We start from the raw sequence: 14,131 nt of genomic DNA, 5'->3' as shown, positions 1-14,131 counted from the left end.
GCTCCGGCGGCAGGGATGCGGCTATTCGCCCGCGGGGACGAGGACTTCCGGCACGTTGCTGCGCAGAATCATCCGGTTCATCTCGTCGACGTACTCGCTCTGGAAACGCTGCGAGCCATTGAGGTAGCCCTGGGCGATGATGATGTTGGACGTGAGGTCCGTCGTCACCGGCCGCACGTTGTAGGCGCGGGTGTACTCCCACTTCGTGTCCAGGGAGACGATTTCGTCCGCCTGGCCATGGCGGTCCACGAGGCTGTCACCCACCCCGAGTTCACGGGCCCGCTTGAGCGTGCCGTCCGGCGTGACGAGCGGGTGCTCGGTGGTGACACGCAGCTCTCCGCCGGAGCGGGTGCGGAAGGTGAGGATTTCCTGCTTCGTGGCGTCACGGTCCAGCGTGTAGTGCTCGACCTTGTTGTCCAGGAGTTCGACGGCGGAGAACGACGCCTCGGGAGAGAGCGTCACCAGGTCCATCCGCCCGGACTCCAGGGCCTCGCGGATGCCCATGGCGCCGTCGGACAGGAGGATTTTCTGGTCCGGCGTGTAGCAACCCGGCTCGCACACGCCATCCATCTGGATGTTCGCGGGCTTGAAGGTATAGGGGACGGAAGTCTGGATTTGCGAGCCCGTGTACGACGCCGTCGCGGTCCCATACGCGCCCGGTCCCTTCCAGGGCGTGTACATGTTGTCTGGGTCCACGTAGACGGGGTACAGCCAATAGCCCAGGGCCACGGCCTGGTTGGCCTCCAGCGTGTAGCTCGAGTGCCAGTAGTTATGGTCCAGGCCTCCCCACGTCGTGATGTTGTAGGGGTTCTGCTGCTGCCAGCGCTTCGCCCAGCGCTGGCGGCCCTCGGCCTGATCCGCGGTGAGCTGGTCGAACGTGCATCGATATTCGTTGGGCGCCCACGCGGCGAAGGCTGACGACGACATCGTCAGCGAACTGATGACCGCGAAGATGGTCTTCTTCATGTCTTACCCCCTGATGGTTGGTTGAAGAACGGCCTGCTACGGGTTCGTCTCGAACTGGACGACGAACACGTCCTGTCCGCCCTGGTTGGTTGCCCCCAGGTTTCCTCGGGTCGTTCCCCACCCCAGAGCCATACTTGAGTTGGTCATCACCACATCGCGCAACTGGTCGTCCGCGTCCGTCCCCCACTGCCAGGCGCGGTCCTGGGTGCCCGACCTGTCGAACCGGGCGACGAACGCATCGAGCCCGCCCTGGTTGGGCGTGTCCGTCATCGCACCGGCCGTCCAGCCCGCGACATAGGCATGGCCCGCGCTGTCGACGGTGAGCCCGGTGGCCAGGCTCAGGTGGCTGGCCGGACCGATGCGGCGCGTCCACTTGTGCTCTCCCGACGTCGAGTAGCGCATCAGGAAGGCGTTGGGGATGCCGTCGTTCTCGAAGGCGTTGGGCTGGGTCAGGTCACTGTAGGAGATCGCGAGCACGTAGATGCGATCGTTCCCGTCCTGGGCGACCGCGATGGCCGCGTCGATGTCTGGCGTTCCCACCTGGGCGGTCCACTCCAGGTTCTGGGCACCGTCGAACTGGCGGATGAAGAGGTCCGTGGAGCCCTTGGGTTGAGCGGCCAGGCGGCCCTGGGTCGAGCCGACGACCCAGGTCCTCCCGTTCGGTGACACGGCGATTCCCTCGCCGCGGTCATGGGCCTGATTCAGGGAGCCGAAGACATCCTTCTGGGCCTGCTGGCCCTGGTCGTCAATCTGGAGCAGCGTGACGTCGAAGCCATTGGCCGGCGCCTCCAGCGTGGCCCCCGCGATGCCAATCCGTCCGTTCGGCCGGAGCGCGGCGGAGAGGCCGTAGTCCTCCTCCCGTGTGCCGTGCTGGACGAGCCAGGAGCGCCGCCCCTCTTTGTCATACCGGGCCACGAAGACGTCCGCGCCCCCCGCGGAGAACTGCCCCGGGAGCGAGTCTTGCGTGATGCCGACGACGTGCGCCTGTCCCTCGCTCGTGACGACCAGGTCCCGAGCGGAGTCCTCGCCCGGCGAGCCGAACTGGTGAACCCAGTTGAACTGCAGGAGCGAGGAGAGCTTCGCCAGGAAGACATCCTGCCCACCCGCCTGCTCTCCCGGCTCTCCGAAGGCACCGCCCGTGTTGCCCGCGAGGTAGACGTTGCCGTCGGCGTCGCGCCCGAGCGCCACCGCCTGGTCGTCCGCTTCCGACCCGAACTGAACGAGCACGTCCCCCGTGAGAGGGTTCCCGCAACCGTCCGTCTGGAGTTGGTTGAGGATGGGCTCGACCGCGCCCGGTTCGGAGGACGACGCGTGACAGCCACAACCGAACGATAGGAGACCTACGAGGATGGAGCAACGCGGGATGCTGGACATGGTGGAGCGACCTCAGGGATTCGATGTCTGCTGTTGACGCGCGAGCGCCCAGAGCGCGTCAAACCTGACGCGGGCGTACTCGAGCAGGGGTTCGTATGGGGTGCCTCGGGACTGCGCCAGCAACTGCTCCGCTCGGGCCCGGTCGTTGTGGAGGAGAATCATCATCATCTCCACCTTGTCTCCCGACAGCGAGCGCCGCACGTCCAGGTCCTGGGTGGAGCGGATATTGCGTGCCATCACGAGCGATTCGACGGTATCGAGCAGATGCGCCCGCTCGGGATTGTCCTTCCATTCGAGCGCCATCCCCAGATACTCGACCCGGTACATCCGGCGGAATTGATTGTCGTCGCTGTAGGTCTGTTCGCTTTCAGCCAACAGGTCCCGCCGCGCCACTTCAATCCGTGCGCGGTCCTTGTAGATGCCGCGCAGTTGCTCCCGCTCCTCTGGCTTGAGAAGCACCTTGCGCTGCAGCGTCCGGAACTGGGCCAGATCGGGGTTGCTGGCCATCATCTCATCCCTCAAGTCATCCACCCGGAACCGCGGGCGGCGCTGCCCCACGGCCTCGCCCGGCGCGGCCGGCTCGGAGATGACCACCGGCGTGGCGTCCTCCGCGGGCGGCTCCACCAAAGGCTGCGCGGCGGGTGGCGCGGGGGAACGGACGCCGTGACGGAGGGGGCCGGAGGTGGTGCCTCTGGCGGCGGGGCTGGCGCCCGACCCGCGCCGTTCCAGAGCGCGAAGAGCAGCGCGGCGGCAACACAGGCGACGCCCACGCCAATCCCTGCCGTGCTTCTTGGAGAACGTGGCATCTGAAGTCCTTGAAGGGGTCTACGCCCAAGAAGAGGGAACAGCCCGGGGCCCGGCCCCTTCGGGAAGGGGCCGGTGCCCTGGAGCGGTGCTTCACCCCAGGGCGGGGTTCACGAGCGCCGGGGCCTAGAAGATGCCCAGGCGGTTGAGCGCGGCGCGCAGGTTGGGACGAGGGCCGATGCGGCGGGCATCCGGGGCCTGGGCGCTGCCGGTGCTGGAGAGCACATCACGCAAGGCCAGCGGGCTCAGCGGGAACCGGCCGCGGGCCTGGAGCGCGCCCTGGAGGGAGGCGGCGGCGCCGGTGATGATGGGCGAGGCGCTGGAGGTCCCGCTGAAGGTGGCGGTGTAATAGGTGTTCTCCGAGCCGCCATTGAAGCGATCGCCGTAGCCCAGGGTGACGACGTTCTCGCCCCATCCGTGGACGTCGGGGCGGCTTCCGTAGTTCGTCCAGCACATCGGCGCGCGGCCCTGCGAGGAGCCGGCTGCGACGACGATGGCGCCCGAGTCGCGCACGTCGCGGTTGAAGGCGTTGTTGTAGGCGGCGTCATCCAGGTTGGAGCTGCCATTGCCCGCGGCCTCGACGACCACGACGCCATTCAAGGTGGCCTGGACGATGGCGTCGAACTCCGCCTGCCAGTACTCCATGGCGATGTAGTCGCACTGACCGAAGTTGCAGGTGCAGGGCGTGCTGTTGGGCGGCCCCAGGCGGTGCAGCTCGATGAGGACGACGCCACCAGCGCCCGCGGCGACGGCGGCATTGGCGATGGCGCTGGCCGCGCTCTGGGCACCGATGGCCTCGTAGCCCGCCCGGGCGGCGTGGGCGATACCCGTCACGCCGAAGCCATTGGCCACGCCCACGATTTCACCCAGCACGGCGGTGCCGTGGTTGCGCCAGCTCAGGTCGTTGAACTGGGTGCCCCCTGGTGGAAGAGGCCGGCATGTCCTCGTGGGTGGTCCGCCAGCCGCCCTCCACGTCCACGACCTTGACGTTCGCCCCGCTGCCACCCGCCACCGTCCACGCGAAGTGCGCGTCGATGCCGGTGGGCGCGGCGCCCAGGTAGCCCTGCTCACCCTGGAGGTTCGGGCCGGCCTTCAGCAGCATCGGCGTGAGGAAGTTGGGCCAGTTGACCGCGGCGGGCTCCGCGGCGGGCTCCGCGTAGGCGGTCTCCACGCTCGGCAGCGCGTCGAGCTTCTCCACCAGGTCCCTGACTTGCTGGAAGGTGGTGCCGGGGCGGATGGGAACCTCGAAGTAGAGGTTCAGGTCGGCGACCTCCTGACCGCTGAGGGTCTCCGTCGCGAACTTGCGCGTGTCGAGCAGCTTCTCGTCGGCGGTGAACATCCGGCCCAGCCCGCGTGCATGCGGGTCGGCGGCGACGAGCGAGGCCACGGTGGCCATGTCCGCCGCCACGGACGAGCCCGTCAGCCCCCGCTGGCTCAACTGCCCCAGCTCGCGCGCGCCACGCATCTCAGACAGCGCGACGAGCTGCTCTCCGCGCAGGCGAACGCGGGTGCCTTCGTGGAACTTCACGACGACGCGCGGAATCTCCACGTTGCGCCGCAGCTCCACCACGCCCTTGCGTGCCAGTGGCCGGGGCTTGAGCTCGAGTCCATCCGCCGCGCTCGCGGGGAGCGCCATTGTCAGGGCGAGCACTGCGACGAACAGCTGCGAAACCGAGCTCTTCCGCCTTCCAGTTCTTCCGTGCATGAAACGGCTCCTTGGTTGATTACTGCTGCCCGCGGCTGTTGAAGCGGGCGACGAAGACGTCCTGGCCTCCGGCATGGGCTCCGCCGAGACGGCCCGTGGTGTAGCCAGCGATGACGACATCCCCCGCGCGGGTGAGCGCGACGGCATGGGCCTCGTCCATGCCCGGAGTGCCCAGCTGTCGCGCCCACAGGCGCGTGCCGTGGGCGTCGTACTTCACGACGAAGGCGTCCCGGCCTCCTGGTTGGGACCGTCCATGGCGCCGTGCGTCCCTCCGGCGACGTAGATGGCGCCGTGTCCGTCCACCGCGAGCCCAGTCGCGCGGTGGAGCTCCCGGGGGAGCCGATGCGCTGGACCCAGTGCAGGCGCCCCAGCGGGTCGTACTTGAGGAGGAAGGCGGAGGAGATGCCGTCGTTCTCCGCGCGGCCCGTGGCCAGGTCGCTGAAGGAGAGCGCCAGCATGAGGATGGAGCCGTCCGGCGCGATGACGACCTTCAGCCCCGCGTCGATGTCGGGGGTGGCCGGCTGCCGCGCCCACGTCAATCCCAGCGTGGGGTCGAGGTGGGCGAGGACGGTGTCGAACGAGCCCGCGTTCGGCGAGGCGAATCCACCCAGCGTGGCGCCCACCAGCACGACGGAGCCATCCGCGCTGACGGCGACAGCCTCCGCCCGGTCATGCCCGTCCGTCCCATGGCGCCGCGTCTCGAGCCCCGTCCCATCCCGCGCGTCCAGCACCTCGACGCGCATGTCGAAGCTCACGTCGGGCTTCTCCATCGACCCGCCCGCGAGAAAGACGTGGCGGCCGTCCCGCGAAAGGGCGACGCCGAGCCCGGTGTCTTCCTGGGCGGAGCCGCGTTGGACGAGCCACTCCAGCGCGCCTCCAGCCTCGTGCTTGATGGCGAAGGCATCCCCCTGACCGAGGTTGAAGGCGCCCGGCATCGCCGAGGGCGTGCTGCCCACCACATAGGTTTCGCCCTGAGGAGAGACGGCGAGGCCCTTCACGGTGTCGTCCCACTCCGAGCCGTACTGATGCAGCCACCGAGGCTGGGCGGTGACGTCCAGGCTGGCCACGAAGGCGTCCTGGAACTGGCCTCGCGTGAGGCTCTCCTCCTCCAGCACACCCACAGTGGTGCCCGCCACGAAGATGTGGCAGTCGGCGTCGAGCCCGACGTCCACCGCCACGTCATCACCAGGGCTGCCGAACTGGATGGTTCTCCAGGAGGGGGACAGACATCCCCCGCCGACGAGGACGGGATTTTCGGAGGGCGTGAGGGGCCCCTCGAAGGGCGCGGGGGGCTGGCACGCCGCGAGCGCTGGCAGCAGCCAGAGGGGGAAGGAGCGGCGGGACATGCGGGGACCGATGGTGGGGGCGCCGGGCGTCATGGCTGTTTCGCGGCGAGCGCCCAGAGCGCGTCGTAACGGGTCCGGGCGTGCTCGAGCAGCGCGCCCAGGCGGGAGCCGTGCAGGTCCTGCAGCATGGACTCGGCGCGCGCCCGGTCGTTGTGCAGGAGAATCATGAACAGCTCGACCTTGTCGCCCGACAGGGAGCGGCGCAGCTCGAGCTCCATGTCAGGGTTCAGGTTGTCGGCGCGCAGCAGCTCCTCGAGGTCGTTGAGCAGCGCGGGGCGCTCCGGGTTGTCCTTCCACTCGAGCGCGGAGCCCAGGAACTCCACCTGGTAGAGCCGCCGGAACTGCGCATCCGCGGAGAAGGTCCGCTCCCCGGTGGCCAGCAGGTCCGCCTTCGCGGCATCAATGACTTCGCGGTCCTTGAAGAGGGATTGGAGCGACGCCTGCTCGTCACCCTTGCGCAACACCTTGCGTTGCAGATGACGGAACTGCGCCAGGTCCGGGTTCGCGGCCATGACGCGCTGGCGAACCGCATCCAGCGGGGACCCAGGCCGCGCGAGCGCGGCTGGCACCGGGCCCGAGGCCGGCGCGAGCGGCGTGTTGACCAGGAGGGTGGCCCCTGAGCCAGCCCCGGGCGCGGCGTGGGCACGGTGGCGGGCGCCGGGACGTGACGAGGTTCGGGCACCGCCGCGACGAGCGGGGCGGAGGGCGGCACGGAAGACGGCTCCGGGAGCAGCAGCCAGAAGACAAACGCCGCCGCCAGCGCCAGGGCGCCGATGAGGGGTAGGACTGTTCTGGGCATGAGAGGGAAACGGGCCATCTTCGGTGGACCTCGCGTCTGTGAATCAGGGAGGACGGAGCCCCCGTGTCTGCCGGGGGCCCGGTCCGGGGCTGCCTGGGATTCAGGGGGGAGTCACCCCTTACGGGATGAGCTCATCCGGGACGTTGACGCGGAGGATGAGGCGGTTGAGCTCCTCCACGTACTCGCTCTGGAATCGCCCGGAGCCGTTGAGGTAGCCCTCGGCCACGAGGATGTTCGAGGTCAGGTCGTGGGTGACGGGGCGCAGGTTGTAGACCTTGCCAAACCAGGCCTGTTGCTGGATGCCGGTGATTTCGTCCGTCGTGCCGTCCTGCCGGACCAGGTGCTCTCCGGCGACGAAGTCCTTGGCCTTCTTCATCGAGCCCTCGGCGGTGACGAGCGGGTGCTCGAGCGTCACGGACAGGCTGCCCCCCGACCGCGTGCGGAAGACGAGGATGTCCTGCTGGGCGGGGTCACGGTCCAGGGTGTAGCGCTCCACCGTGTTCGGCATCGTGCGCAGGTTGCCGAACGAGGCATCCGGGGAGAGCGTGACGAGCTCGGCGGTGCCAGCCTCCTGCGCCTTCTGGATGGGAACGTAGCCATCCTGGAAGAGCACCTTCTGGTCCGGGGTGTAGCAGCCCGGCTCGCAGACGCCGTCCATGACGACATGCACGGGCTTCGCGAGGTGGTTCAGCGCGTCAATCTGGTTGCCGGTGAGGGCCGCGGTGTCAGTGCCGAGCGCGCCGGGGCCGCGCCAGGGCTCATAGCCCGCGTTCGGGTCCACATACACCGGATACACATGGGTGTTGAACAGGTTGAGGGCGTCCTGCGCGTCCTGGTCGTAGACGGTGGCCCAGAAGCGCTGATCCTTCCCGGTCGAGATGTTGTACGGGTCCGCGTCTGCCCACCGCTTCGCCCAGGACTGGCGGCCGCGCGCCTGGTCCGAGGTGAGCTGGTCGAACGCGCAACGATAGTGACTGGGCACCCACGCCGCCGTGGCCTGTGTGGCAATTCCGAAGGCAACTGCGAGCGTCGGCAGAAATGTCTTCTTCATGCATCCTCCTGATTGGAAAGACTCACGTCCCCTGTCGCCGAGAACGTGATGACGACAGGGACTGTCGCCCGCACCCGTGCCGTGGGCACACGGCCCCACTGCCATGCTCCGGGAGCGGTTTTCTGCGCTGGCAATCCCGCGAACGAGGGAGAAGAACAGGCTCCTCGCGAACCGCCAGCGGGCAATGCCTGGAACTTTGCGTGTGATTGCGTGGGTTCCGCTGGAAGAAGCGGACGCGCTAGGCGGCACCAGGCCGTTGGGCGGTCCACGACCTCGCGGCCCGGCCAGGAGCGGATGCGCTCCGGACGGTGCGACGGAAATGACAGCGCTTCGCCTGGAGTCTCACGGCGGTGTCTCCCCCCTCAAGGGCGCTCGAGGCGCCCCCATTCAACTGAACTGCAGGAACGCCCGGCATCATACCGACAGTGAACCCGCAATCAATGCCTTCAACTCTTTTTCTGCCAGATTGAGATGATATGGATTCATGGCTTCCAGGCGCCCTGAAAACATACACCCCGCCTCAGAGGCGCTAGATGAAAGCCCTTACGCCAATCCTGAGTGTATTTGCCTGCCATCCGAGCAGCGGCATCAGTGCAACCCCTTACACCGCTCCGCATGGCGGAGTCCCGCCGCGGGCGAGCGTTGCCTGCGCGGCGGGACGAACTGCCAGCATTCACTTCCGAGCCGTCACGTCACGGAGAAGTACGACGCCTGCGGATGGTGGAAGACGATGGCGGACACCGAGGCCTCCGGCTCCATCATGGAGCCGTCCGTGAGCTGCACGCCGATGTCCTCCGGCCGCAGCGCCGCGAACAGCTTCGACTGGTCCTCCAGCCGGGGACAGGCCGGGTAGCCGAAGGAGTAGCGCTTGCCCACGTACTCCGCGCGGAAGCGCTCCAGCATCGTCATGTCCTGCCGGTCCGGCGTGCCCCACATGCTGCGCAGCTGCGTGTGCAGCAGCTCCGCGTAGCCCTCCGCCGTCTCCAGCGCCAGCGCCTGCACCGCGTGCATCTTCAGGAACTCGCCCTTCGCCTTCAGCTCCTCGGACAGCTCGCGGATGCCGGAGCCCGCGGTGACGACGAACATGGCCACGTTGTCCGTCGGCGCACCGCCCTCCAGCGGGCGCAGGTAGTCCGCCAGGCACAGGCCGCCTTCGCGGTCCTGGCGCGGGAAGTCGAAGGACGCGGCCTCCTTGCCGGACGCGCCGTCGAAGAGCACCACCCGGTTGCCGTCACTGCCCGCCTTGTAGAACTGGAACACGGCGCGCGCCTGCATGAGGCCGCCGCGCAGGAAGCCCTTCAGCTCCTCCACGGCCTCCTTGAGGGCGAGCGCCTTGCGCCCCTCCTCCGTCTTCGCCAGCTCCGCCTCGGCCGGCGTGCCCAGCACACGCGCTGAAGAGCGCAGGCCCAGGTGCCGCCCGTACAGCATCACCGGGTTGATGAACTTCCAGATGTGGTCCAGCGGCGTGTTGGACAGCACGTGCCGCTCCCAGTCCGGCGCGGACGGCACGGCGTCCAACACCTTCACCTCCGCGCTGCGCCCGCGCGTCACGACCGCCGCCGGAGCCGGCCGCTCCTTCACCTCGCGCGCCAGCTTCTCCCGGCGGACGGCCAGCTCGCCGCGCAGCTTCTCGTGCGAGGACGGGTCGACAATCTGCTTGGCCAGCTCGAGCCCGTTCATCGCGTCCTGCGCGTAGGCCACCGTGCCGGCGCCGTAGGCCGGGGCGATGTTGCGGTCCACGAAGTTGCGGCTGAGCGCGGCGCCGCCCACCAGGATCGGCACGTCCACGCCCGCCCGCTTCAGGTCCTCCGCGGTGGCCACCATCTGGTGCGCGCTCTTCACCAGCAGGCCCGACAGCCCCAGGATGTCCGGCTGGTGCTCGCGCACGGCCTGCACCAACTGCTCGGGGGGCACCTTGATGCCCAGATTCACGATGTGGAAGCCGTTGTTGGCCAGGATGATTTCCACCAGGTTCTTCCCGATGTCGTGCACGTCACCCTTCACCGTGGCGAGCACCACCTTGCCGCGCATGGCCGCCTGGGCCTTGCTCATGTGCGGCTCCAGGAAGCTCACCGCCGCCTTCATGGACTCGGCACTCTGGAGCACCTCCGCGACAATCAGCTCGTTGGCGCCGAAGAGGCGGCCCACCTCGTCCATGCCCTTCATCAGCGGGCCGTTGATGATTTCCAGCGGCGAGTACTTCTGCATGGCCGCTTCCAGGTCCGCGGTGAGGCCGTCACGCGTGCCTTCGATGATGTAGCGCTGGAGCCGCTCCTCCAGCGGCAGCGTGCTCACCTGGGCCCGCGCGGCCTTGCGCTCACGGAAGGCCGCGGCGAAGGGCGTCACCGGGTCCGCGCCGCGGTTGTAGAGCAGGTCCTCGGACAGCTTGCGCTCTTCCTCGGGGAGCGACGGGTAGCGCTCCAGCTTCTCCGAGTTGACCAGCGCCATGTCCAGGCCCGCCTGGACGTTGTGGTACAGGAAGACGGAGTTGAGCACCTCGCGCCCCGCGGCGGGCAAACCGAAGGACACGTTGGAGATGCCCAACACCGTCTTGCAGCGCGGGAAGCGCTGCTTGATGAGGCGCACGCCTTCAATCGTCTCCACGCCGCTGCCGATGTACTGCGCGTCACCCGTGGCACAGGGGAACACGAGCGGGTCGAAGTACAGGTCCTCCGGCTTCATGCCGTACTTCTTCGTCAGCAGCTCGTACGAGCGCTCCGCCACCTCCAGCTTGCGCTGGCGCGTGACGGCCATGCCCACCTCGTCGATGCAGCCCACCACCAGGGCCGCGCCGAAGCGGCGCGCCAGCGGCACCACCTTCTCGAAGCGCTCCTCGCCGTCCTCCAGGTTGACCGAATTGATGATGGCCTTGCCCTGGCTGTAGGTGAGCGCCATCTCGATGACGCGCTCGTCGGTGGAGTCAATCATCAAGGGCACGCGCACCTTCTTGATGACCGCCTCCAGGAAGTTACGCATGTCCTCGAGTTCGTCGCGGTCCGGGTTGGCCAGGCAGATGTCGATGACCTGCGCGCCCCGCTTCACCTGCGCGCGCGCAATCTCCGACGCGTCGTCGAACTGGCCGGCGACGATGAGCTCCTTGAACTTCTTGCTGCCGATGACGTTCGTGCGCTCGCCCACGATGAGGGGGCGCTGCTCGTCCGTTACCTCCAGGTAGTCCACGCCAGACAGCGAGGCCCGGGAACGCGGCGAGCCCGTGCGCGGCTTCAGCCCCTGCACCGCCTTGGCCATCGTCTCGATGTGCCCCGCGTGCGTGCCACAGCACCCTCCCACCACGTTGAGCCAGCCCTGCTCGCAGAAGCGCCGCACGGAGCGCGCCAGCATCTCCGGCGTCTCCAGGTAGTTGCCGTTCTCGTCCGGCAGGCCCGCGTTGGGCACACATGACACGGGGAACGCGCTCATCGACGCCAGCGAGCGCAGGTGGTCCGTCATGAAGTCCGGGCCCGTGGCGCAGTTGAGGCCCAGGTACAGCAGGTCCGTGTGCTCCAGCGACGCGGCCAGGCTCTCCACGCTCTGCCCGGCCAGCATGGTGCCCATGGGCTCAATCGTGCCGGACACCGCCACCGGCAGCGCGTAGCCCAGCTTCTGGAACGCGCGCTCGGCGCCCAGCAGCGCCGCCTTCACGTTGCGGGTGTCCTGCGCCGTCTCAATCAGCAGGTAGTCCGAGCCCCCAGCGCGAGCCCTTCGGCCTGCACCGCGAAGTTGTCCACCAGTTCCTCGAAAGTGACGCCGCCGGTGACGCTGATGGCCTTGGTCGTGGGGCCCATGGAGCCCGCCACCCAGCGCATGCGGCCGTCCTTCGCCTCGGCGGCGGCGGCGGCGTTGCGAGCCAGCCGGGCGGAGGCCTCGTTGATTTCGAGCGCCTTGTGGCCCAGGCCGAACTCCGCCAGCACCAGCGGCGTGCCGCCGAAGCTGTCCGTCTCCGTCACGTCCGCGCCGGCCTCGAAGTAGCGCGCGTGGATGCGCTCCACCAGCTCGGGGCGCGTGAGGACGAGGTGCTCGTTGCACCCCTCGTACTCCGGGCCGCCGAAGTCCGCCGCCTTGAGGTCCTCGTTCTGGAGCAGCGTGCCCATGGCGCCATCCAGCACCAGCACGCGCTCACGCATCGCGGCGCGCAGGGCCTCCACGCGACGGCCGTTCTCACCAGGAGGCAGCGGGAGGGCAGCGGGGACAGGGCTCGTCATGACGGTTTGACTCCAGTCAGCAGGAAGACACGAAAGGGGCTGGCCCCATCCCGGGCGTGCGTCTCCCGGGTCAGGGACGTGAAGCCGGCCTCGCGCAGCGCGGCTTCGAGGGATTCAGGCGCGAAGCCCAGGTGCCGGTGGCCCAGCCGTTCCAGCACCCAGCGCTCGTCGTGCGGCATCAACTCCAACAGCACCAGCCGGCCGCCCGGCTTGAGCAGGCGGGCGGACTCGGCCAGCACCGCCTGCGGCTCCTCCACGTGGTGGAGGCTCTGCGAAATCACCACCAGGTCCAGGCTGCCGGACGCGAGCGACAGCCGGTGCAGGTCCTCGCGGAGGAAGCGGATGTTCTCCAGGCCCTCGCGGCCCGCCCGCTCCCGCGCCTGGTCCAGCGCGTCCGCGTTCTGGTCAATGGCCCACACGCGCCGCGCCCAGCGGGCGATGGCCACGCTCAGCACGCCGGTGCCGCACCCGAAGTCGGCCACCTCCAGCGGCGGCAGCAGCGACGCCAGGGCGCCTGCCCACAGGAACCACGACTGCCCCGGCTCCAGCAGCCGCTCGTTGAGCGCCTGCCGGTCCTCGCGCGCCCGCAGCAAATCCTTCAGCCGCGCCGAGTCCCCCGCCGCGTCCTCCGCCTGCCGCGCCATCTGGATGAGCGGCCAGCGGCCGTCCGCCTGCTCCAGGGCCAGCGAGTAGTAGCTGTAGCCCGCGTGGCGCTCCTCGCGCAGCAGGCCCAGGCCCTTCAGCTTGCCCAGGTGATGGGACACGGAGGACTGCGCCACGCCCACCAGGGACACCAACTCCGTCACGTTCAACGGGGCCTCGGCCACCAACCGGAGGATGCGCAGCCGGGTCGGGTCTCCGAGCACCCGGAATGACTGGGACAGCTCTTCCATATCGCCGCATCAACATATGTCGATGCCGGGAACAAGGCCAGCACTCTCTAGACGCGACGCGTTGCCTGTGCCCCGACAGTCGCGTACAGGGCGAAGCATGGCGACTCCCACCCACACCCCGACCCTTCACGAGCTGCTCGCCGGCAAGCGCTTCGGACTCGTCCTCTCCGCTGGATATTTCGGCTTCTACGGTCACGCGGGCTTCCTCAAGGGACTGGCTGCCGCGGGCCTCAGTCCTCATGCCTACGCGGGCACATCCGCGGGCGGAATGGTGGCGGCCTACGCAGCCGCGGGCACGCCGGTGCGTGACGTGGAGGAGCTGGTGCTGCGCCAGACGCGCGCCAACTTCTGGGACCCGGACCCCATTGGCGCGGTGCTCAACGCGGACGCGGCGGGACACGGCCTGACGGGCCTGCTCAAGGGTGAGCGCTTCCGCAAGCTGCTGGATGCCACGCTGCCAGTGCGCACCTTCGAGGAGCTGCCACACCCGCTGCTGCTGGTGGGCGCCAACCTCACGCTGGGCAGCCACGATGTGTTCACCTCGGGCGAGCTGGCCCCGCGCGTCCACGCGACGTGTGCCTATCCCGGCCTGTTCCGCGCGGTGCCCCTGGAGGGCAGCCTGTACTGGGACGGTGGCCTGGTGGACAAGGCGCCCGCGCTGTCGCTGCACGAGAGCGCCGCGGGCGCGGAGCTGGACGCCATCCTCGTGCACTACCTGCCCAGCAAGACGCGCAAGGTGGTGGGCGGCCCCATGGCATACGCGCAGGGGCTGGCCGCGGGCTCGGCGGCGCTGCGCCAGGACCACTTCCGCCTCCAGCTCACCGTGCTGGAGCAGAAGCAGGTGCCCGTCTACGTCGTCGTCTCCAACCTGCCGCCCGTGTCTCCCACCACCATGGAGCGCGGCTTCGACGCGCTGGACCAGGCGAAGCTGGCCGCGGAGCGCGCCCTGGCACGGCCTCCGGTCCCCTTCGCGCAGGCGGAGTGGTGAGCA

Annotated in this window: 11 protein-coding genes and 1 pseudogene; 1 reads left to right on the top strand and 11 read right to left on the bottom strand. The window is 68.9% G+C overall.

Annotation, left to right across the window (positions count from 1 at the left end):
• Positions 1 to 21 precede the first annotated feature (21 nt).
• The 11 genes and pseudogenes from QEG98_RS10405 to QEG98_RS10355 form a co-directional block, all read right to left on the bottom strand.
• Positions 22 to 966 (bottom strand): Hint domain-containing protein, encoded by a 945-nt coding sequence (locus tag QEG98_RS10405; protein ID WP_316566618.1) that lies wholly within the window; start codon positions 964 to 966, stop codon positions 22 to 24.
• Positions 967 to 1,002: 36 nt separating this feature from the next.
• Positions 1,003 to 2,340 (bottom strand): hypothetical protein, encoded by a 1,338-nt coding sequence (locus tag QEG98_RS10400; protein ID WP_316566617.1) that lies wholly within the window; start codon positions 2,338 to 2,340, stop codon positions 1,003 to 1,005.
• 12 nt (positions 2,341 to 2,352) lie between these two features.
• Positions 2,353 to 2,964 carry a hypothetical protein gene (locus QEG98_RS10395; protein ID WP_316566616.1) on the bottom strand — a complete coding sequence of 204 codons (612 nt, stop codon included), beginning with the start codon at positions 2,962 to 2,964 and terminating at the stop codon, positions 2,353 to 2,355.
• A 306-nt stretch (positions 2,965 to 3,270) separates the two neighbouring features.
• On the bottom strand, positions 3,271 to 4,017 hold the full coding sequence (locus tag QEG98_RS10390) for a S8 family serine peptidase (protein ID WP_316566615.1): 747 nt from the start codon (positions 4,015 to 4,017) through the stop codon (positions 3,271 to 3,273).
• Positions 4,007 to 4,795 (bottom strand): hypothetical protein, encoded by a 789-nt coding sequence (locus QEG98_RS10385; protein ID WP_316566614.1) that lies wholly within the window; start codon positions 4,793 to 4,795, stop codon positions 4,007 to 4,009. Before QEG98_RS10385 ends, QEG98_RS10390 begins: the two co-directional genes overlap by 11 nt.
• Positions 4,783 to 6,195: a hypothetical protein gene (locus QEG98_RS10380; RefSeq protein WP_316566613.1), complete on the bottom strand. Its 1,413-nt coding sequence runs from the start codon at positions 6,193 to 6,195 to the stop codon at positions 4,783 to 4,785. Before QEG98_RS10380 ends, QEG98_RS10385 begins: the two co-directional genes overlap by 13 nt.
• Before the next feature lie 29 nt (positions 6,196 to 6,224).
• Complete coding sequence (locus QEG98_RS10375; protein WP_316566612.1) at positions 6,225 to 6,707, bottom strand: hypothetical protein; 483 nt, start codon at positions 6,705 to 6,707, stop codon at positions 6,225 to 6,227.
• A gap of 405 nt (positions 6,708 to 7,112) precedes the next feature.
• Positions 7,113 to 8,045, bottom strand: coding sequence for a Hint domain-containing protein (locus QEG98_RS10370; RefSeq protein WP_090491935.1), 933 nt, complete (start codon positions 8,043 to 8,045; stop codon positions 7,113 to 7,115).
• A gap of 687 nt (positions 8,046 to 8,732) precedes the next feature.
• On the bottom strand, positions 8,733 to 9,869 hold the full coding sequence (locus QEG98_RS41815) for a vitamin B12 dependent-methionine synthase activation domain-containing protein (protein ID WP_410478069.1): 1,137 nt from the start codon (positions 9,867 to 9,869) through the stop codon (positions 8,733 to 8,735).
• Positions 9,858 to 12,136 (bottom strand): annotated as a pseudogene (locus QEG98_RS10360) (homocysteine S-methyltransferase family protein); the annotation flags it as partial. The gene QEG98_RS41815 and the pseudogene QEG98_RS10360, both read right to left, overlap by 12 nt.
• A gap of 107 nt (positions 12,137 to 12,243) precedes the next feature.
• On the bottom strand, positions 12,244 to 13,140 hold the full coding sequence (locus QEG98_RS10355; protein WP_090491933.1) for an ArsR/SmtB family transcription factor: 897 nt from the start codon (positions 13,138 to 13,140) through the stop codon (positions 12,244 to 12,246).
• A gap of 97 nt (positions 13,141 to 13,237) precedes the next feature.
• Between QEG98_RS10355 and QEG98_RS10350 the strand changes: the two genes are divergently transcribed.
• Complete coding sequence (locus tag QEG98_RS10350) at positions 13,238 to 14,128, top strand: patatin-like phospholipase family protein (RefSeq protein WP_171410487.1); 891 nt, start codon at positions 13,238 to 13,240, stop codon at positions 14,126 to 14,128.
• Positions 14,129 to 14,131: the final 3 nt, after the last annotated feature.

Origin of the sequence: Myxococcus sp. MxC21-1, assembly GCF_032612255.1 — a bacterium.
GTDB classification, from domain to species: Bacteria; Myxococcota; Myxococcia; order Myxococcales; family Myxococcaceae; genus Myxococcus; species Myxococcus virescens.
Note: the sequence above shows the minus strand (reverse complement) of the source record. Positions and strands in the feature narration are given on the sequence as shown.

Bases quoted from the DNA above. Each gene is read 5' to 3' on its own strand.
- QEG98_RS10405 (WP_316566618.1), bottom strand. From the start codon at position 966: ATGAAGAAGACCATCTTCGCGGTCATCAGTTCGCTGACGATGTCGTCG.
- QEG98_RS10400 (WP_316566617.1), bottom strand. From the start codon at position 2,340: ATGTCCAGCATCCCGCGTTGCTCCATCCTCGTAGGTCTCCTATCGTTC.
- QEG98_RS10380 (WP_316566613.1), bottom strand. From the start codon at position 6,195: ATGTCCCGCCGCTCCTTCCCCCTCTGGCTGCTGCCAGCGCTCGCGGCG.
- QEG98_RS10375 (WP_316566612.1), bottom strand. From the start codon at position 6,707: ATGGCCGCGAACCCGGACCTGGCGCAGTTCCGTCATCTGCAACGCAAG.
- QEG98_RS10370 (WP_090491935.1), bottom strand. From the start codon at position 8,045: ATGAAGAAGACATTTCTGCCGACGCTCGCAGTTGCCTTCGGAATTGCC.
- QEG98_RS41815 (WP_410478069.1), bottom strand. From the start codon at position 9,869: ATGGTGGCCACCGCGGAGGACCTGAAGCGGGCGGGCGTGGACGTGCCG.
- QEG98_RS10355 (WP_090491933.1), bottom strand. From the start codon at position 13,140: ATGGAAGAGCTGTCCCAGTCATTCCGGGTGCTCGGAGACCCGACCCGG.
- QEG98_RS10350 (WP_171410487.1), top strand. From the start codon at position 13,238: ATGGCGACTCCCACCCACACCCCGACCCTTCACGAGCTGCTCGCCGGC.